13 protein-coding genes and 2 pseudogenes are annotated in these 19,243 nt (G+C 65.2%); 7 read left to right on the plus strand and 8 right to left on the minus strand.

Annotated features, from left to right (window positions below):
* Positions 1-34: 34 nt before the first annotated feature.
* The 4 genes from H7A12_02790 to H7A12_02805 form a co-directional block, all read right to left on the minus strand.
* Entirely contained in the window at positions 35-517 is a 483-nt protein-coding gene (locus H7A12_02790) for a peptidylprolyl isomerase (protein ID MCP5319748.1), read from the minus strand.
* Positions 518-533: 16 nt separating this feature from the next.
* Positions 534-989, minus strand: a complete 456-nt coding sequence (locus H7A12_02795) for a PPOX class F420-dependent oxidoreductase (GenBank protein ID MCP5319749.1) — start codon at positions 987-989, stop codon at positions 534-536.
* 108 nt (positions 990-1,097) lie between these two features.
* A complete protein-coding gene (locus H7A12_02800; protein ID MCP5319750.1) occupies positions 1,098-3,089 on the minus strand; it encodes an FAD-dependent oxidoreductase in 1,992 nt (663 codons plus the stop codon).
* Between the two features lie 87 nt (positions 3,090-3,176).
* Positions 3,177-3,674 carry a nitroreductase family deazaflavin-dependent oxidoreductase gene (locus H7A12_02805; GenBank protein ID MCP5319751.1) on the minus strand — a complete coding sequence of 166 codons (498 nt, stop codon included), beginning with the start codon at positions 3,672-3,674 and terminating at the stop codon, positions 3,177-3,179.
* A gap of 443 nt (positions 3,675-4,117) precedes the next feature.
* Here H7A12_02805 and H7A12_02810 point away from each other — a divergent pair, with 443 nt between their 5' ends.
* Positions 4,118-6,364, plus strand: a complete 2,247-nt coding sequence (locus H7A12_02810; protein ID MCP5319752.1) for a sel1 repeat family protein — start codon at positions 4,118-4,120, stop codon at positions 6,362-6,364.
* A gap of 129 nt (positions 6,365-6,493) precedes the next feature.
* Here H7A12_02810 and H7A12_02815 read toward each other — a convergent pair.
* Positions 6,494-7,086: pseudogene (locus H7A12_02815) on the minus strand (transposase).
* Positions 7,087-7,870: 784 nt separating this feature from the next.
* Between H7A12_02815 and H7A12_02820 the strand changes: the two are divergent.
* Both H7A12_02820 and H7A12_02825 read left to right on the plus strand, forming a co-directional pair.
* Positions 7,871-8,143, plus strand: a complete 273-nt coding sequence (locus H7A12_02820; GenBank protein MCP5319753.1) for a DUF1778 domain-containing protein — start codon at positions 7,871-7,873, stop codon at positions 8,141-8,143.
* Positions 8,140-8,634, plus strand: a complete 495-nt coding sequence (locus H7A12_02825) for a GNAT family N-acetyltransferase (protein MCP5319754.1) — start codon at positions 8,140-8,142, stop codon at positions 8,632-8,634. Before H7A12_02820 ends, H7A12_02825 begins: the two co-directional genes overlap by 4 nt.
* A gap of 42 nt (positions 8,635-8,676) precedes the next feature.
* Here H7A12_02825 and H7A12_02830 read toward each other — a convergent pair.
* Positions 8,677-9,198 (minus strand): annotated as a pseudogene (locus H7A12_02830) (transposase zinc-binding domain-containing protein).
* A gap of 611 nt (positions 9,199-9,809) precedes the next feature.
* Here H7A12_02830 and H7A12_02835 point away from each other — a divergent pair.
* The gene (locus H7A12_02835) at positions 9,810-11,582 is read left to right on the plus strand and encodes an amidohydrolase (protein MCP5319755.1); all 1,773 of its coding nucleotides are present in this window, start codon (positions 9,810-9,812) and stop codon (positions 11,580-11,582) included.
* Here the strand turns inward: H7A12_02835 and H7A12_02840 are convergent.
* Entirely contained in the window at positions 11,560-12,564 is a 1,005-nt protein-coding gene (locus tag H7A12_02840; protein MCP5319756.1) for a DUF2242 domain-containing protein, read from the minus strand. The genes H7A12_02835 and H7A12_02840 overlap by 23 nt on opposite strands.
* 236 nt (positions 12,565-12,800) lie before the next feature.
* Here H7A12_02840 and H7A12_02845 point away from each other — a divergent pair, with 236 nt between their 5' ends.
* The gene (locus H7A12_02845) at positions 12,801-13,946 is read left to right on the plus strand and encodes an efflux RND transporter periplasmic adaptor subunit (GenBank protein ID MCP5319757.1); all 1,146 of its coding nucleotides are present in this window, start codon (positions 12,801-12,803) and stop codon (positions 13,944-13,946) included.
* A complete protein-coding gene (locus tag H7A12_02850) occupies positions 13,943-17,095 on the plus strand; it encodes an efflux RND transporter permease subunit (protein ID MCP5319758.1) in 3,153 nt (1,050 codons plus the stop codon). Before H7A12_02845 ends, H7A12_02850 begins: the two co-directional genes overlap by 4 nt.
* A 77-nt stretch (positions 17,096-17,172) precedes the next feature.
* On the opposite strand, the gene H7A12_02855 is transcribed toward H7A12_02850, so the two are convergent.
* Positions 17,173-18,423, minus strand: coding sequence for an AI-2E family transporter (locus H7A12_02855; protein MCP5319759.1), 1,251 nt, complete (start codon positions 18,421-18,423; stop codon positions 17,173-17,175).
* A 163-nt stretch (positions 18,424-18,586) separates the two neighbouring features.
* Between H7A12_02855 and elbB the strand changes: the two genes are divergently transcribed.
* A complete protein-coding gene (elbB, locus tag H7A12_02860) occupies positions 18,587-19,243 on the plus strand; it encodes an isoprenoid biosynthesis glyoxalase ElbB (protein MCP5319760.1) in 657 nt (218 codons plus the stop codon).

A 19,243-nucleotide genomic window follows, 5' to 3' on the forward strand; every position in this document is an offset into this window, starting at 1 on the left:
TGCAGCGGCGTGCGACTTCGTCATCGCTGCCCGTTCAGTGCTGGTGCCCGCCGCTACCGTGCGCATGACCGTGCGCGATCTCCTCGTCGCTGGCAGCACGCACACCCACCACGTCGATCTCGAAGTCCAGGGTGCGACCAGCGAATGGATGGTTGGTATCGACATCGACGTTGAACTTGCCGACCTTCAACACCGTCGCCCTGATTTCACCCTTCGCCGTCTGTACTGCGACGACCATGCCGGGCTGCAGCCGACGCGGCCCCCGGACATGCTTCAGAGACACGCGTGCAACGGCGTCCGGCCGTCGGTTGCCGTACGCCTCAGCCGGCGTGAGCGTGATCCGGACGTGATCAGCGACAGCGTGTCCGACCAGCGCGGCTTCGAGTGCCGGCAGGATGTTGGCATGCCCGTGCAGATACATGACCGGCTCGTCGTCACGCGAGCTCTCGAGCATGACTCCGTGCTCGTCGCGCAGCACGTAGTGGAAACTCACGACCGTATCGGCGGTGATCTGCATGAGCGTGTCTCGCTGCTCAGTCCCGTGCCCGATCCGGTGCGCCGGGAGAATCGTCGGCGAGCGGAATCACCGGCGCCGATATCTGCTCTGCATGCAGCGTGACCGTGACCCGCTCTGCACCGGGCGGATCGAAGGGGTACTCGTCCACACCCATGTAATGACGTGCGATCGAGTTGATGAAGCTGCGATCGGTATCGTCGTGCAACTCGGCGATTCCGCGCAGTTCGACGTAGCGGTTCGGGTTGTTGCGATGCGGAACGGAGATCGCACAACGGGGATCGTTGACCAGGTTGCGGTACTTCTGGCGCGACTTCACGGTGCTGAAGCGCAGATGCACGCCATCCCACATCAGGCTGACCGGGTTGACCGACAGTCGTCCATCGGGGCGTAGCGTCGCCAGGTGTCCGGTCGGACGATCCCGCAGGATGTCCTGGTGCGATTCCGGAACCGGCTTGCTCGGTGGAAATGCCATTTTTTTCGTTCTCCGACTATCCGCTTCTGCCGTGGACTGCGGCGGTCTTCCTCGATGGCCGCATGGCCCGCGACCGCCTACGGTCGCGGGCTGGGACGACGCTGCGGATCAGATCACGAGACCGATATTGGCCCCCTGACGTGTCGCTTCCGCCAGACGACGCGGCAGCCAGGCAGCGCCGGCAAGGTAGAGCTCGGCGATGCCACCGTCAGCCTTCAGCTCGTCGTAAAGCGTGTGCACCGGCACGGCACCATAGACCAGCACCACGCTGTCGAAGCCTTCGAAGCGGTACCTGTGGCCTCCCCACGACGACACCAGTTCGATTGCCCCTTGCTCGATCTTCTTCAGGATCAGGTTCGGGTGCACCTTGACGCCGCAGTCCTCCATGCGCTTCAGCACCATGCCGATCGAGTAGCGGGCGATATCGGTTCCCAGATGCACCGACTTGTGGAACACCTCGACCTGCTTGCCACGCGACGTGAGGTACTCTGCAACGCACGGCGTCTGGTAGTAGTCTTCCTGAGAAATCACTGCGACGCGGTTGCCGGTGCTCGCCTTGCCGAGCATCACGTCCCAACCTTGCACGACGTGCGGCAGTTCGAGTCCGTCCACATTGTCCGGCTGCCGCGGTACGGCACCGGTCGCAATCACGACCGCGTCGGGTGCCAGCGCCTTGATGGCTGCCAGATCAGCCCCGGTGTTCAGCCGCACGTCGACCTTCAGACGCTCGAGCGCGTTCTCCTCGAAGTACGCCTGGTCCTCGAAGGAGTCACGCCCGGGCGCCTTCGCGGCGATCAGCAACTGACCGCCGAGGCGCTTGCCCTGCTCGAGCAGCGTGACCTTGTGTCCGCGCATCGCCGCGACACGCGCCGCCTCGCAGCCCGCGATGCCGCCGCCGACGACCAGTACGTTCTTCGCCTTCTGCGCCGGCTTGAACTCGCTCTCCCAGCGCAGTTCGCTGCCGATCACCGGATTGATCGAGCACATCGGCGTGTACGGGAAGGTCTTCGGCTCCGAGGCCTCGTCGATGCAACGGGTGCACGCGATGCAGCGCCGGATCTCGCCGAGACGCCCCTCGCGCGCCTTGTTCGCGAACTCGGGATCCGCGATGCCGGCACGCACCATACCCACCAGATCGCAGTAGCCGCCACGCAGCAATTCCTCGGCGAGTACCGGGTCGTTGATCCGCCCGGTGAACAGCACCTTGATCTTCGGGTCGAGGTCCGCACGCGCCGCCTTGCCGAACTCGCGGAACTCGGCGTGCGGATGGTACGAGGACGGCACGTACGAAGGTGCGCCGTAGCAATGGCCGGTATCGATGTCGACGAAGTCGAGCAGACCCGTCTCCGCGATACAGTAGACCATCTCGCGCATTTCCATGTTGTCGTAGCCGCCGTCCCGGAACTCCGCGCCAGCGATGCGGATGCCGAGCGCCATCGAGTCGCCGACCCGGTCACGCACGCGCTGCAGCGCCTCGACGACGAAACGCACGCGCTCGGTGGGACCGCCACCCCACTGGTCGGTGCGCCGGTTCGTCACCGGAGACAGGAAGCTGTAACCGAGCGTCTCGTGCGCACAATGGATCTCGATGCCGTCGGCACCGGCGGCCTTGGCGACCTCCGCGGCTTCCGCGTAGGTGTTCAGGCAGAATTCGATCTCGGCCTCGCCCATCACGTGCGGCGTGTAGTCCTGCACGCCGAGCACCGGCACCGGCGACGGCGACCACACCGAGTTCAGGTGCGTGAGCTGCACGACGGCTACCGATCCGCACTTGTGCACTTCCTTGCAGAAACGCGCCATGCTCTCGGCGAATGCCGGACTCTGGTACGCCGACCCGTGCGGGGCACAACCGATCGACAGTCCGATCTCGTCGGGGGCCTGCGGCGGGAACGGTACGTGCAACAGCCAGGTCTCACTGCCGATCCAGCCGGTACCGCCCTTCGCCTTCGCCGTGTGGTGCGCGATGAAGTGCTCGTCGAGGATGCCCGGCGTCATCGACGAATTGATCGTGTTGGTGGTTTCGCAGATGCGGTTGGGCACGCGCATCGGCCCGACCTGCAGAGGGGTGAAAAGGTGTTCGAAATTGACTGTGTTGCTCATGTCGTTCCTTTCCTCGGTGAACGCCGCGACGGCATGGGCCATGCGGTGTGCCGGCAACGGCACACCGCATCTGCTCCACGCATGCCTTCAGGTGGCCGGGCCGGTCGACTTCAGCGCGAAGATGCCGAACGGGCGCGGGGTGGTGTGCTGGAAGTAGTACCAGGATGGAAACACCTGACGCAGCTTGGGCCACAGCGCTTCACGCTCGCTGCTGTCGGTGATTTCGCGCACACTTGCGTTCGTCTTCTCGCGGTCGAGCTGCACCTTGCATTCGGGGCGTACACGCAGGTTTTGTACCCAGGCGGGATCTTCGTCGTAACCTGCCAGCGAGCCGACGATGAACATCTCGTCGCCTTGCTTCAGGAACACCAGCGGCGTGATGTGCGGCTTGCCCGACTTGCGACCGAAGTGCGTGAGCAGCAGGGTTGGCACACCCCACGGCGGGATGCCCTTGGAGCGTCCGTCCGGATTCGCCAGATACGACTCGACGTCTGCCTTCGCGTCGCCACGGATACGGTCGAGCGAAGCGGTCTGTTCCCTCAACCGCACCCACTCTTCATCGGTCAGGAAGTCAGGCTTCGTCATCAAGTCTCGGTTATGCGTCGACATTCGCGGGTCTCCGGATGGGTGAATACAGGACACAGCCACCACGCCTTGGCTGCGCGTCGGGCAACGGGACGATTGCGGCCAAGCACGACAGGCTGCGCTGCGGACGCGCGAAAGCATGACGGCTTTGAAAACGGTTTGCAACGCACGCGTCTCTGGGCCCGGGCGGTACCATCCGGGACCATCGGCATGCATCGATGCGGTGCTACTCTCCAGCACACCGGCATCCGACAATTCCCCGAGGTACAGCGCCATGAGAACCGGACTGGTCTGGGACGAACGCTTTGCTCGGAAACCATGGTTTCCGCCGCCTTCACCACGCAAAAAGTGGCGGGCAGTTCAGCTTGTGCTCGGTTGTCAAGACCAGTTCCGACTCATCGGTTAACCTTGAGAAATTACGGCGTTGAACAGGAGTGAACACCATGAGGCACTGGCTGCTGATTCTCACCCTGCCACTGTGGCTCGCAGGTTGCGTGCTCGAAGGCTTCGAGTTGCCCCAGAACTACAGGCCGTCGCACCCGGGTGCGACCGCGCCGCTCGCCGACCGGGCGGTCTTCCACGCGAAACTCGACGACGCCAAGGGCGGGGAGATCTGGCTGCGATTCGTCAACACCGGCGCGGTCAGCTACGTCATGGAAACCTACGCGCGTCCGTCAAATGGCGACTCCCCCTTGTTGCTGCCGATGACGGTGCGTTTCGTGCCACTGGATGCGCGCCACTACGCGCTCTACTGGCGACTCCCCACGCCCGACGGGCAGGGTTACGCATTGGTCCGGCTCGACGCGGGCAAGCTGGTGACACTCACACCCCCCGCGAGCGAGGCAACGGTCGCGCTCGCCGAACGGCATGGCCTGACCGCAAGCCGGCGCCTGACAGGCGGTTACGCGCTCGCCGACGGGGAAAAGTCGACCGAGATCGACGCATCCGATGACGCCCGCGAAACACGCGTGCTCGCCTTCCTCAAGGCGCTCGCCGCGCGCAAGGATTTGCAGGCACGAAGCTGGAACAGCCGTCCCGACGTGCCGGAAACCCTGAGCAACGCGCTGCTCGCACGCCTCGGCCCGCACATCACTCGCATGGAGGGAGGCAAGCTCATCGTTTCCCAGTTGCGCGAACTCGCCGCCTACTTCCGTGCGCGTGGTGACAAGGGCGACCCGTGGGCGCACTACGCGCTGGCGCGTTTCGCTCTCAACGGCTGGGGCATGGAGATCGACCCGCCGCTCGCGCGCGTGGCCGCCGACGCTGCGATACGGGGCGGCGTGGTTGAGGCCAACCAGGTGCTGGCAGCGTTGCGCTACAACGGCATCGGCCAGCCCGCCACACCGGCGGCGGCGATCCCCTACGCGCGTCGCGCGGCAGACGTCGGCGTGCCCGCCGCGATGTACCTTCTCGGCGTCGCCTACCGCGATGGCCAGGGTGTGGCGACGGACAAAGCCGAAGCACGTCGCTGGCTTCGCGCCGCCGCCGACGCCGGACATGTCGATGCCCACGCGATGTGGGCCGACCTGATGCTCGACGACCAGACTGCCGCGAGCGACGCGCAGGCGATCGCGGCACTGAAAGCCGGCATGGAAGCGGATTCCGCCAACGCCTTCTACCTGCGCGGCTTCATGCATGAAAACGGGCGCGGCGGCCAACAGGATTTCGCTGCCGCCACCGCGATGTTCCTTGAGGCGACCAAGCGTCGCCACGACTATGCCACCTACCTCGCGGGCGAGCGGCTGCGGCGCGGGCAGGGTATCCCGCAGGACATCATCCGGGGCAGGAAACTGGTTGCCCGTGCAGCCGAGGCGGGCATCAAGGAAGCCGAAACGGCGCTGGAGCGGAGCGATACGGTTTTGCCCGGCAATACCTGCGTGAGGGCAATGTGTGGAAACAGTCAGGCAGATGCCCAACCGAACCCGAATCTGGATAAGCCCCCCTACGTGTTCGCGGGCCTGCGCTACGGCGCGTCTTATCAGGACGCGATTCGGCTGTTCGGCAAGCCGGAGCGGATCGAGAGCTCAGGCGCTTCGAGCAAGCTTTTCTGGTCAAGTGGCAAGTTCGAAGTCAGCTACCAGAAGGACACGGGGTTTATCAATAGCTTCACCATTGTCGGCCAGGAGGGCGTGGCTTTCGTACGATCACGTACGCCAAAGGAAGGCATGCTGAAGCTGCTCGACCTGCCCAAAGCCAAAGTCGCCGACGTCATGGGGAAGCCGACGAAGATCTGGTACCACGACACGCTCATGGATTGGCAAGACGAGATCGACCAGCACACGCAAGGCAGCATCTTCCTCGAATGCACGCGCGGGGCAGAACAGGCTTGTGACCAGATGACAGTGCATTGGAGCGGAAGAACGACGTGGGATCCGAACGACGGCGTCGATTCATGGGGTTTGCGGACGAGCCCAATATGCGGCACCGCCAATGCTTATCGGAACGCATACACAAGGCGCGGTTTCGTACTTTCCAGGGAAAAAGCACAAACCCCGATGTGGGAACTGGAACTGTTCGTGAATGCCGCAATCCCGGGCTGGGTGCTGGCCGGCAAATACCTTGACACGTCCGTGTGGACGGCAACGCCTTCGTCCTGGGAATTGTGCGAACTGGCACAGGGTGACGGGGATTACCGCACGCAAAAGTGGTACGGAGCCTATTTCGGCAAGCGACAAGGGGCAGAGAAGTGAACGCAGCAAATCGACAATGGCTGCGATACCGGGGTGCAGCGTGCGTCGGGAAATGGTGGATGAAGAGCGTTCCTCGCCTCGCCTTGCTGCTCGCCACGTCTGCATGCCATGCACAGTTTTCCCCCTGTCCCCGTGGTAACGGGTAAGGTTCACCCGCGGGCGCGGCACCAGAGCAGCAAGTCGCGCAATGAAGTCCAATGGCTCAAACACGATGTGCGTGGTCCCGTCCCGGTACGGCGTCTTGAGCAGGTACACGACCTTCCCCGTCGCACTCACCGTGAGCCGCTGCTCGGCCACCGCCGGGCGGGCGATGTAGCGGCACAGCCGCTCGCGCACTTCGCGCTGGTACGCCTCGCAGGTCACGCCGGCGTGGAGGGAAAAACCGTGGGCTTCGCCACCCGCTCGTTCCGCGTATCCTCGCCCGCCAGCGGCGTGATCGTGCGCAGCACCAGCGCCTGACGCCCCGCGCGCGGCCCGACCGCGATGCGGTAGGTCACCGAGCTGCCGAGCAACTGTGTCATTGCGCCCTCGTCGGCGAGCAGCGCGGCGGTCTCCGCCATGCGTCGGGCGCCGCGGCTGGGGCAGAACCCGCGGCGCTTGCAGCTAAAGGTCACCAGCCGCTCGAAGTGGCAGGACTCGCAGCGCACGCGCAGAAAACCATGCTCGAGCCGGCCGCACTTCAGGTAGGCCTCGAACTCCTGCTCGACGTACGCGGGTAACACCCTGCCCTGTTCGGCCAGGTGCGCGACAAGCGCCGGGTAGTGCTGCTCAACCAGGCGGTAGAGACCGGTTTCCTCGGGCCGGTGGCGCGCGTAGGCGGGTCCACCGACGGCTTCCCTGCCGTGGGCATGCATCGGCTGCGCGTCCTTGCGCAAGCGGGTGGTGGCTCAGTCTGAAGACTGCTCCTCGCTCGCGCAATAACGGGGTTGTAGGGGCGAGCCGCCGCTCGCCCGTACGATGGAGATGCGATCCGCCCGATTGTAGGGGCGAACCGCCGCTCGCCCGTACGATGGAGATGCGATCCGCCCGATTGTGGGGGCGACGGGTGCCGCACGACCAGTCAGTGAAGTGACACGTGATGCCCGCGACTGGCGAGACGTCTCAGATCGAAACACCTTGCGCCAGTACCAGCCCCTCGCGATCGGCGTACGCTTTGGTGGTCAGTCCCTCGGCCTCGATGCGCTGCAGATGTGCGCGCCACCAGTCCCGGTTGTTCGACACCATCGTCTTCGGCTCCAAAATAACGACGAGCAAATGGTGTGCACCTCGGGTATCAGTCAGCAATCATGGGGAAGTTGGATCGTTTACGTTGATTTGAATGATTTGGCCGTTTCTCGTGGGCATCCTTTTGAAGTACGGCGACCCAGGAGAGCAGTTTCGGGGCCGTGAACCACCCTCCAATTGTCACCCCCGCCTGCGACCGGCACCGAAGCCGCGTGTTGACAACAGCCATACACGTGACGATCATTTGCGTATCTGTTGTGTATGCGCGAATAGGAGACGCCAATGCGTGACGCCGCCATCAACCTGCGGGCGCTGCCCGAGCAGCGTGATCTGATCGATCACGCCGCCAGTCTGCTTGGCAAGAACCGCTCGGACTTCATGCTCGAAGCGGCTTGCGACCGCGCTCAGGCCGTGGTGCTGGATCAGGTGTTCTTCAGCCTGGACACCGACAAGTTCAAGCAGTTCACCGCCATGCTCGATGCACCTCCCAGCCCGAATCCTGGGCTTGAGCGCCTGATGGCTGTCAAGGCACCCTGGAGCACCAGCGCGGCATGAGCTTGCAGCTCAGCGCGCCAGCGCCGCTCACCGCTGCTCACCTTCTGGCCGAATTCGGGTGCGGGGAAGCGAGTCTCGACGAATGGCTGAAACGCCGCGCGTTGGCTAACCAGCAGAGCGGGGCCAGTCGCACCTTCGTCATCGCAGATCAGGATGCTCGCATCTATGGCTACTACGCCATGGCTGCGGGTGCTGTCTTGCACCAGGAGGCAACCAGCAACGTGCGACGCAACATGCCTGACCCCATTCCGGTGATGGTGTTGGCACGGCTGGCCGTCGATCAGCGCGCCCAAGGCATCAAGCTCGGGGCCGCATTGCTGCAAGATGCCGTCAACCGGGCTGTGGCGGTTTCACACAACGCTGGGGTCCGGGCTCTCCTCGTCCATGCCATCGACGAGCACGCCAAGCAGTTCTACGAGCACTACGGTTTTCAGGAATCGCCGCAGCACCCGATGACGCTGATGCTGCGACTGAACTCGATGAAGGCGTAAAGGAACGCAATGCCATCGCAATCACGCGCGTTCGCATATACCAAGGTGCAGGTGCATGTTCAGGTTGAGCGCGCTGCCGAAGCGCTGCACCAGCGTCACCGCACCGGTGGCGGCCTCCTCGCGCCTGAACCCGGCCTTGTGCGCGAGGTGTGTCGTCAGCAGACGGTAGATCACCTCCAGCGCCAGGGCGAGCGCATCGGGGCGCGAGGCGAACAGAAAGCGCAGTGCGAACGGGAAGCTGATCACCCATTGGCGAAGGGGCAGCGCCGGCAGCACCTCGTCGGCGAGCAGCGCGGCGGTCTCCGCCATGCGTCGGGCACCGCAGCTGGGGCAGAACCCGCGGCGCTTGCAGCTAAAGGCCACCAGCCGCTCGAAGTGGCAGGACTCGCAGCACACGCGCAGAAAACCCTGCTCGAACCGGCCGCACTTCAGGTAGGCCTCGAACTCCTGCTCGACGTACGCGGGTAACACCCTGCCCTGTTCAGCCAGGTGCGCGACAAGCGCCGGGTAGTGCTGCTCAACCAGGCGGTAGAGACCGGTTTCCTCGGGCCGGTGGCGCGCGTAGGCGGGTCCACCGACGGCTTCCCTGCCGTGGGCATGCATCGGCTGCGCGTCCTTGTGCAAGCGGGTGGTGGCTCAGTCTGAAGACTGCTCCTCGCCCGCGCAATAACGGGGTTGTAGGGGCGAGCCGCCGCTCGCCCGTACGATGGAGATGCGATCCGCCGGATTGTAGGAGCGACGGCTGCCCCACGACCAGTCAGTGAAGTGGACCGCTCACGTTCGGCAATGTGCTGATCAGATCGGATGCGTTCTGCACCCCGCGACGCTCGATGTCGGCCGCCCCGAGCGATGAGATCGAGATCGGTGACGCTCTGGGCGCGGTAGGCCTGCGCCAGCACCCCGGCCCGATCGACTTCCCGCTGTGACAACCCAAGTCCCTCCACACCTGTGCTCCCCAACCAAAAGGGGACACTTCTAACTGGTTCGGAGGGGGCATTACTAACTGGCGCCTACAAGTCAATCACGCGCCTCTATGCCAACGTGGTGGATTCTGGAGAGAATGATCAGGGCCGAACCAATACCAAATGGTACCGCTGGCCTTCGAGTGCTGTACTCTGGGGCCTGCGTGCGGGGTGTGCACCGGATCCGGGGAAATCGAGGGCAGGACAACCATGATGCAACACAGGACAGCGCAGCGATCCGTTTTCTTGCCGGCTTTCAGTGCCGTATTGGCCAGCCTGCTGTTCATCCACACCGGCGTGCTTGCCGGGGAGAATGCAGCTGCACGCAGTGCCGATACGCTCTATTACAACGGCACCGTGCTGACCATGGACGCCGCCACACCGCAGGCCAGCGCCATCGCCGTGCGCGAGGGTCGCATCCTCGCGGTCGGCGACACGGATGCGCTGCGTGCGGCGCACGCAGGTGCTGCGATGCGCGCAATCGACCTGGGCGGTCGCACCCTGCTGCCGGGATTCATCGACGGCCACAGCCATTTCGCCCAGGCAGTCACACTGATCGACTGGGCAAATCTGTCGGCACCACCCACCGGCCACGTCGACAGCATTGCGGCGCTGCTCGAGGCGCTGCGCGCGCATGCACGCGCGCACGACATCGCACCCGCTGACTGGGTCATCGGGTACGGCTACGACAACGAGGCGCTCGCCGAGGCACGCCACATCACGCGCGACGATCTCGACGCCGCATTTCCGACCAACCCCGTGCTCGTGATGCACGTGTCCGGTCATGGCATGGTGCTCAACTCGGCTGCACTGCAACGAGCCGGAATCGACGCCAACACGCCGACACCTGCAGGGGGCGTGATCGCGCGCCGCACCGGCACCAACGAGCCAAACGGCCTGCTGATGGAGACTGCGATGATACCGGCGTTCACGGTATTGCCGCGCCGCAGTGCAGAACAGCAGATGGAGGCTCTGGACCGTGCACAGCAACTCTACGCGAGCAACGGCTACACGACGGTCCAGGACGGCGCAACTTCGTCCGAGACACTCGCGCTGCTCGATACGGCAGCAGAGCGCGGCGCGTTATGGCTCGATGTGGTCACGTTGCCCGCCGTAATGCGTGCCGACGATCTGGACCAGGCACTCGCTGCACCGTTCGGTCGCTACCAGGGCAGACACAAGCGCGGCGGGATCAAGGTGATTTCCGACGGTTCCCCGCAGGGGCGCACCGCATGGTTCACTCACCCGATGCACGTACCCGGACCGGGCGGTGAAGCCGGGTGGTCCGGAGTCGCGTTCATCCCGGAAGCCGACTACGACGCGATCCTCGCGCGCGTGCTCGCAGCCGGCGTGCCGCTGTGGACGCACGCCAACGGTGACGCTGCGATCGACATGGTGATCCGCGCCCACGAACGCGCCGGCGTCAGGCAGGGCGACGATCGCCGTCACGTGGTCGTGCACTCGCAGTTCGTACGCCCTGATCAGCTCGACGCCTACCAGCGCCTCGGGCTGGCTGCCAGCTTCTTCAGCAACCATGCCTTCTACTGGGGAGACGTGCATCTGCGCAATCTGGGTCCGGAGCGTGCCGATCAGCTGAGCCCGATGCGCAGTGCGCACGCGCGCGGCATCCGCTACAGCAACCACAGTGATTACTCTGTCACCCCGCTCGATCCCGCCATGATGCTCTGGACTGCCGTGAATCGCCTCACGCGCAGCGGTGTCGTGCTCGGACCCGAAGAACGCGTCCCCGTGCAGCGCGCACTGGAAGCGCTGACGATCGACGCTGCCTGGATCTATCGCGAGGAGGCCGAGAAGGGAACCCTGTCGGTCGGCAAGCGTGCCGACTTCACGATCCTGGACCGGAACCCGTTGACGATCGACGCACAACGCCTGCGCGAACTGCGTGTCGTCGCGACCGTCAAGGACGGCCGCATGGTCTGGGGGACACTCGAGGCGGACGGCGCTACGGCGGCGGTGGACCACTAGCCGTTGCCGGCTCGTCCGGGGGCGGTACCGGATCGATGTCCGCCGGTGCCGGCTCGTCCGGGGACGGTACCGGACCGATGTCCGCCGGTGCCGGCTCGTCCGGGGGCGGTACCGGACCGATGTCCGCCGGTGCCGGCTCGTCCGGGGGCGGTACCGGATCGATGTCCGCCGTTGCCGGCGCAGCATCCGGCGGCAGAGCCGGGACTGCCTCGTGGGATGCTGACGGCTCGAGCGCAGACGGTACGGGAGCATCTGGCGATGCACCAGGAATCGGGTCTGGCTCCACGGCCGGCATGGGCTGCGCACCGGGCGGCAGCGAGGTCACAGCAGGAGCTGCTGCATCTGTTGCCGGTGGTGGCGCCGGTGCCACCGGCACAGCGGGGTCCTGTTCTTCCGTAGTCACCGACAACGGCGCCTCTTCCGCAGGCGCTGCCGTCACCGTCGCTCCCGCGTCGGTACTCGGGGCGTACGCGCGCATCTCGCCCAGCGTGTGCTCGACAGCAGCAAAGAAGCGTCGGTAGAAGTGCTTGTCGCCGATCGTCTCCTCGGCGACCTTGACCAGCGAATCGACGCTCTGTCCGATCGGCAGCGAGATGCTGCCAACGCCGGTCAGCCCCACGCTGGCAGGATTGCTGCTTTTCTTGAGGTCGTAGGTGCTCAGCACACCGGTTGCGTACAAGGTGCTGCCCACGGCGTCCGCAACACAGACCAGGTTCATTTCGATGAAGGTGTTCGCCTTGCCTTCGACCCGGTACGCCTTGTGCCCCTTGACCTGCTCCGCGTTCGCGAAGTCGATCAGATATCCCTGACCGAGCAGCGAGCGGCGCGCACTTTCGCAGGCGATCGCGAATCCCTCATCGACCTTGAGCCGGAACGGGCTGTCGGCCGAGAAGCTCTCACGCGTATAGACCTCCTGCGTGCTGCATCCGGCCAGCGACAGGACGACCGACAGGAGCAGATGGATTTTTGCAGCGTTCTTCATTGCCTTACCAATGTGCCCGCACTACAGAAGCGGGATCAGTCACCGGGCGCGAATCATACTACGAAGCACTTGCACCCCGGCGCACCGCTGCAGCGCAATGCCGGAGATTTGTGGAAAAGCCCCGGCGCACACTGCGCCAGGGCGCGGATGAACATCCGTTCAGGAATCGTCTGCCCGATTGGCCGCCGGCATGGCAGTTCGTATAGTGCGACGGATTCGGGGCGGAGGGTGCGACAGTGAGTGCGGCGAGAACGTTGACACTGGTACTTGCGGTACTGGTGGGCGCGTGCACGGAGCGCGATACGGAAGTCGCATCGCCTGCGGCTGTTGGTGCACGCGCCGTAACGACGCCACAGCAGGTTCCCGCCGAGCGCGCGGGCAGCACGCGCCTGCGCGCCCGCATCACGGCATCGGGGTCGATTGCAGCACGCCAGGTCACGGAACTCGCGGCCGAGGTATCCGGACCGCTGCTCGCGATATTCGTCGATGTGGGCAGCAGCGTGGACAAGGGTGCCGAGCTGTTTCGCGTCGACCCGGGCCCGTACCAGATGGCGCTGGCCGAAGCTCGTGCGGCACTGGCCCTGGCGCATGCCGAAGCGCAACAGGCCGCACAGGAGGAAGCGCGGCTGGGCTCGCTGTTCGAAAGCCGCTCGGTATCGAAGCAGCACTACGAACAGGCGCGCACACAGACCGCAGTTGCACGCGCACGCGTGACCCAGATGGAGGCGCGCACCGCACGGGCCGCGCGCGATCTGGAACGCACGCTGGTACGGGCGCCGTATGCCGGCAGCATCGTCGCGCGACTGGCCCACGAAGGGGCGATGGCCGGCAGCGCGCCCATCCTCGTGCTACAGGAAAGCGGTGCTCTCGAAGCCATCGTGAACGTCCCGGAAGTCACTCCCATACCGGTACGCGTCGGCGATCCGGTCGAGCTTTTCGTCGAGGCGCTGGACCGCCCGCTGGCAAGCCGCATCGAACGCGTCAGCGATCGCATCGATCCCGCGACGCGCACCTACGAGGTACGCTGCCCGGTCCCCGATGTCACGCGCACGGTGAAATCGGGCGCCTATGTGCGGGCTGAACTGTCGCCCACGCGCCCGCAGCCTCGCCCGGTGGTCGGCCTCGACGCGCTGCTGAGCCGCGACGGAGGGAGTTTCGTGCTGCGCATCGACGACGGCGTGGTGACTCCGGTGGCAGTACGCGTCGGCGTCATCGACGGACAGCAGGCAGAGATCCTCGACGGCATCGTCGCCGGCGACGTGGTCGTGAGCGGTGAATCCGTACGCCGGCTCGGTGCCGGCCAGCGCGTCGAACCGGTGTTCGACACGGCAGCGCTGCCCGCACGCGTGGCGGCCGGTGACTCCGGAGCATCCTCGCCATGACGCTCTCGGAGGTTTCGATCCGCCGGCCGGTATTCGCTGCGATGCTGGTGCTCGCACTGGTCGTGTTCGGCTACATATCGATGGGCCGGCTCGAGATGCAGATCGATCCCGACATGGACTACCCGATGATCACCGTGCTGACCGAGTTGCACGGTGCGTCCCCGGCCACGGTCGAACGCGAGGTCACCGACCTCCTCGAGGAGCGGATCAACTCGCTCGAGGGAATCCGCAGCCTGAACTCGATCTCCTCCCAGGGGCTGTCGCAGGTGTTCGTCGAGTTCGCTCTCGATTACGACCCCGACATCAAGGCACAGGAAGTGCGTGACCGGGTCGCGCTGGCGCGCGCCGACCTGCCGACCGACGTCGAGGATCCGCTGGTACAGAAGTTCGATATCAACGCCCAGGCCTTCATGAACATCGTGCTCGGCGGAGCGATATCGCTGCGCGAGCTGTCCGATCTCGCCAGGCACGAGGTCAAGGAACGCCTCGAACGCATCGACGGCGTGGGTGCCGTGACGATCGTCGGCGCCCGCGAACGCGAAATCCGCATCTGGCTCGACCCGCTGCGCCTCGGAGGCTACGGCCTGTCGATAGAGGACGTGGCTGGCACGTTGCGGCGCGAGAACGCCGAACTCGCCAGCGGGCGCATCGAGGGTGCGGACCGCGAATGGTCGCTGACCACGCAGGGCAAGGCGCGCAACGTGGCGGAGTTCGGCGAGCTGATCGTCGCCGAACGCGCCGGTCGCGTGGTCAGATTGCGCGACGTGGCTGTCGTCGAGGACGGCATGGCCGAGGCACGCACCATCGCGCGGCTGAACGGGCAACCCGGGGTTGCACTGGAAATCCAGCCGCAAAGCGGTGCCGACGTAGTGCGCTCGGCACGCCTGCTGCGACGCGAGATCGACACGATCCGCCAACGGCTTCCCGCAGGCGTGCAGATCGCGATTGCCCGCGATTACGCCGTGATGATCGAGGAGCAGGTGCGCGAGGTGTTCCGCGACATGCTCTTCGCTGCAGCGCTGGTCGTCGCGGTGGTGCTGTGCTTCCTGCGCAACGTGCGCTCCACCTTCATCGCAGCGCTGGCAATTCCGTCCAGCGTGATCGCATCCTTTTCGCTGTTCCTGTTGTTCGGACTGACGATCAACACGATGACGTTGATGGCCCTTGCGCTCGCGATCGGACTGGTGATCGACGATGCCATCGTCGTGCTCGAAAGCATCTACCGGCGCATCGAAGCCGGCGAGGCAGCAATTCCGGCGGCAATTCAGGGTACACGCGAGGTAGAGCTGGCCGTGATCGCGACTACCCTGGCCGTGTGCGGCGTGTTCGTGCCGATCGTGTTCATGCGGAGTTCGATGGGGCTCTATTTCTACGAGTTCGGCGTTGCAGTCACCGCTGCGGTCTGCGTTTCCACGCTGGTTGCGCTCACCCTCACCCCGATGCTCGCTAGCCGTCTGCTCGGGCCTCGCACAGCGCATGTGCAGCCGGCACTGCCATTTCGCCTGCTCGAACGCGCGCTCGACGCACTCGAGTACGGCTATCGCAGGCTGCTCACCGCCGCCGTCCGGCATCGGCTGATCACCCTGGGGATTGCAGCTGCCGCAGTACTCGGGGGCTGCGGTATCGCCAGCACGCTGCCGGTCAATCTGATGACGCGCGAAGACCTCAGCGAACTGGAGGTGAACGTGAAGCTCGCTGTCGGCACGCCGCTCAGCGTGACCGACAGTGTCACGCGGCGCATCGAGGAAGCGCTCGTGAACCATCCCTATGTACGCGACGTGTTCGCGGCCTCCGGCGATGAGCGCCAGCACAAGCCGAACCATGCCCGCATCCAGGTGCGCCTGATTCCGAAGGAACAGCGTGCAATACCGATTCGCGAGACCTTCGGCGAGGTGCGCGAGCTGTTGCTGGCGGCAATCCCGGAGGCCGAACAGATCAGTGTCGGTTTCCAGGAATACGGAGACACCGGCGACGACATCGCCGATCTCACCTACAGCGTGCTCGGTCCGGACCTGGACCAGCTCGAGCGCTTCTCGAGCGCGCTGGCGGCGCGCATGAAGGCGGATCCAGACTTCACCGACGTGCGCACCTCGCACGAAAGTGGCAGCCCGCAGATCACACTGGAAGTCGACCGTGGCCGCGCAGCAGACCTCGGCGTCTCGGCCGCTACGATCGGCGAGACGCTGCGCACCCTGTTCGCCGGCGACGAGGTCGGTTCCTACGAGGAAGGCGGCCACCGTCACGACGTGCGCGTCCAGGTCGCGCCGCAGTACCGCAATGATCCGGCGCAGATCCACCTGGTGCGAGTGCGTTCGGCACGCGGCGAACTGGTGCCGGTCACCAACGTCGCGCGCGTGGTGCAGGAACAGGGACCGGTGGAAATCCGCCGCAACGCACGTACGCGGGAAATCCGCGTCTACGCGAACATGGCGCCGGGCGCCAGCCTCGGCACTGGTGCCGCGAAGCTCCAGCGCTGGGCAAAGGAAATCGGCATCACGCCACCCTTCACTCTCGAACCAGGCGGCTATGCGCGCACCATGGAGGAAACGGGACGGGACATCGCGTTCGCGTTCACGCTGGCGTTGATCGCGATCTACATGATTCTGGCGTCACTGTTCGATTCACTGACGCACCCGCTGACGATCATGACCTCGGCACCGCTCGCGTTCATCGGCGGTTTCGTCGCCCTCGCACTCAGCGGGCTGTCGATGGACATGATGGCGGGAATCGGTCTGCTGGTGCTGATGGGGCTGGTGATGAAGAACGGCATCCTGCTCGTCGACTACACGACCCAGTTGCGCACCCAGGGTCGTTCGCTCGAACAGGCGGTGCTGGAAGCAGCACCGGTACGCATGCGCCCGGTGCTGATGACCTCGGCAGCACTGGTGATCGGCATGCTGCCAATGGTGCTGTCGGATGCGGTCGGAGCGGAATTCCGCGCACCGATGGGCATGATCACGATCGGAGGATTGATCACCTCGACGCTGCTGACGCTGGTCGTGGTGCCGGTGGTCTACATGGTGGTCGATGCCACGTCCATGCGCAGCCGCCGCGCGTGGTCGCACCTGCGCGGTGCACTGGCGTCGTTGCCAAGACGCAACCGGAACCCGCTGCACCCTCGGGTCAGCCAGGGAAATGAGCGCCGTTGATGCGTGTGGTGCCTGGATCGAGTCGATGCCGGCTGCGCACAACCGCCTGGCGGAGATCCGGCCACCGTCGATCTCGCTCACCGTTCGCTGCCCGCCGGGACACGCGGCACGGGTTGTTCGGCACCGGCGGCAAGGGGTTCGTGATCCGGCGAATAGTGTTCACGGTAGATCGAGACGAAGGCCAGCAGGCTGGCCATCAGGATCGGCCCGATGATCAGTCCGGTCACTCCGTAGACGTTCACGCCACCGATGATGCCGCAAAAGATCAGCAGGATCGGCATGCGCGCACGGGTACCGATCAGCAGCGGCTTCAGCACGTTATCGGCCAGGCTGACCACGAAAAAACCCCAGGCGAGCACGAACACGCCCCACGCCGGCTCACGCACCAGCACGAACACGCCGATCGGTGCCCACACGAGTCCGGCACCCACCACCGGGATCATCGCGCACAGCCCGGTCAGGACGCCGAAGAACACCGCCAGCGGTACGCCGGCGACCTGGTAGCCGATCACCGCCAGCACGCCCTGCATCACGGCGGTGAGCAGTGCGCCGCGGATCACCGCCGTCACGGTTTCGTAGATCCTGAACGCGATCGACTCCGCGTGCGTGGCCGGCATCGGCACGATCGAGAACAGCCAGCCGAGGAAACGCTGCCCGTCGCGGAAGCAGAAGAACATCAACACCAGGATGCCAAGCAGATTGAGGAATCCCAGCAGCACGTTGCGCGCGACGCCGGCGCCGAAATTCGCGATCTGCGCACTCGCCGCATGGATCCGCGCGAGCATCAGCTCGTCCAGGTCCCACGCGAGCCATTCGCCCCCGGAGTCGAGCAACGCCTGCAGCCGCGCCCAGTTGCGCTGCGCAAAATCAGGCACCAGGTCCGCGAACCACACGCCGTCGGCCGACTGCAGCGCGAGGAACCACGCACGCACGGTCGGATACAGTTCCGCCGACTGCTTCACGGCCACCCAGGTGATCGCGAGCGTGGGCGTCAGCACCAGCAGCAGCACGGCCAGCGTGCTGGACAGGGCAGCCAGGTTGGGCTGCGCCTCCAGATGCCCGGCGACGAAGCGGTGGATGGGAAAGCACACCAGCGTCAGCGAGGCGGCCCAGATGATCGCGTCGGAGAACAGCGACAGGACCAGCAGCAACTGGTAGAGCAGGAACGCAAACACGCCAAAGAAGAACCAGCGGAACAGGCGGCGGCGATCGGCGTCTGCCTCCGGCACGGGTGCCGCGGCCGGCGCCTCGATCTGTGGTGCGGCCAGCGCCAACGGCCCCGGCTCCGCTACGCCGGTCTGCGCTTGCGTTTTGTCGTGCCCGTTCATCCCGGCTTCCGCCCTGCAGGACCCGGCCGATTGTAGCGGCTCTGCGCCCGCCGGGGGCATCGCTTCACGACATCCCTTCGGAAGATCGCTTCGGGAGGACGCGACCGCTGCTGCCCGGATCGCCTATCATCGCAGCGTCGAATCGACCCGATGGAGTGAGCACATGCCCCGGAAACTAGCCATCATCCTGTCCGGTTGCGGCGTCTTCGACGGCTCGGAAATCCATGAGGCCACGCTGGTGATGTTGCGCCTCGACGAAGCCGGCATCGCCTATCAGTGCATGGCACCGAACGTCGAGCAGATGCACGTGATCAACCACCTGAACGGCGAACCGATGGCAGAAACGCGCAATGTGCTGATCGAGTCGGCGCGCCTGTGTCGCGGCGACATCGTGGATCTGGCCGAGGCCGATCCGGCCGACTATGCCGCGGTGATCCTGCCCGGTGGCTTTGGTGCTGCGAAGAACCTGTGCAACTTTGCAGTGGCCGGCACCGCGATGGAAGTCAACCAGGACGTTGCACGCTTCGTCACTGCGATGCACGCGAAACGCAAACCGATCGGACTGATCTGCATTGCTCCTGCAATGGCGCCGCGCCTGATCGGCAACGGCGTCGAATGCACGATAGGGCGCGATGACGACCCCGCAGCCGCCGCGATCCGGAACATGGGTGGCATGCACCGGACCTGTGCGGTCGATCGCTTCACGATCGACGAACGCAACAATCTGCTCAGCACGCCCGCGTACATGCTGGCAGGGCGGATCAGCGATGCAGCCGCCGGGATCACGCAACTGGTCACGGAAATCGTGCGCCGCATATAG

This window comes from Pseudomonadales bacterium, assembly GCA_024234165.1.
Lineage (GTDB): Bacteria > Pseudomonadota > Gammaproteobacteria > Pseudomonadales > UBA5518 > UBA5518.

Bases quoted from the DNA above. Each gene is read 5' to 3' on its own strand.
- H7A12_02790 (MCP5319748.1), bottom strand. From the start codon at position 517: ATGCAGATCACCGCCGATACGGTCGTGAGTTTCCACTACGTGCTGCGC.
- H7A12_02795 (MCP5319749.1), bottom strand. From the start codon at position 989: ATGGCATTTCCACCGAGCAAGCCGGTTCCGGAATCGCACCAGGACATC.
- H7A12_02800 (MCP5319750.1), bottom strand. From the start codon at position 3,089: ATGAGCAACACAGTCAATTTCGAACACCTTTTCACCCCTCTGCAGGTC.
- H7A12_02805 (MCP5319751.1), bottom strand. From the start codon at position 3,674: ATGACGAAGCCTGACTTCCTGACCGATGAAGAGTGGGTGCGGTTGAGG.
- H7A12_02810 (MCP5319752.1), top strand. From the start codon at position 4,118: ATGAGGCACTGGCTGCTGATTCTCACCCTGCCACTGTGGCTCGCAGGT.
- H7A12_02820 (MCP5319753.1), top strand. From the start codon at position 7,871: ATGCGTGACGCCGCCATCAACCTGCGGGCGCTGCCCGAGCAGCGTGAT.
- H7A12_02825 (MCP5319754.1), top strand. From the start codon at position 8,140: ATGAGCTTGCAGCTCAGCGCGCCAGCGCCGCTCACCGCTGCTCACCTT.
- H7A12_02835 (MCP5319755.1), top strand. From the start codon at position 9,810: ATGCAACACAGGACAGCGCAGCGATCCGTTTTCTTGCCGGCTTTCAGT.
- H7A12_02840 (MCP5319756.1), bottom strand. From the start codon at position 12,564: ATGAAGAACGCTGCAAAAATCCATCTGCTCCTGTCGGTCGTCCTGTCG.
- H7A12_02850 (MCP5319758.1), top strand. From the start codon at position 13,943: ATGACGCTCTCGGAGGTTTCGATCCGCCGGCCGGTATTCGCTGCGATG.
- H7A12_02855 (MCP5319759.1), bottom strand. From the start codon at position 18,423: ATGAACGGGCACGACAAAACGCAAGCGCAGACCGGCGTAGCGGAGCCG.
- elbB (MCP5319760.1), top strand. From the start codon at position 18,587: ATGCCCCGGAAACTAGCCATCATCCTGTCCGGTTGCGGCGTCTTCGAC.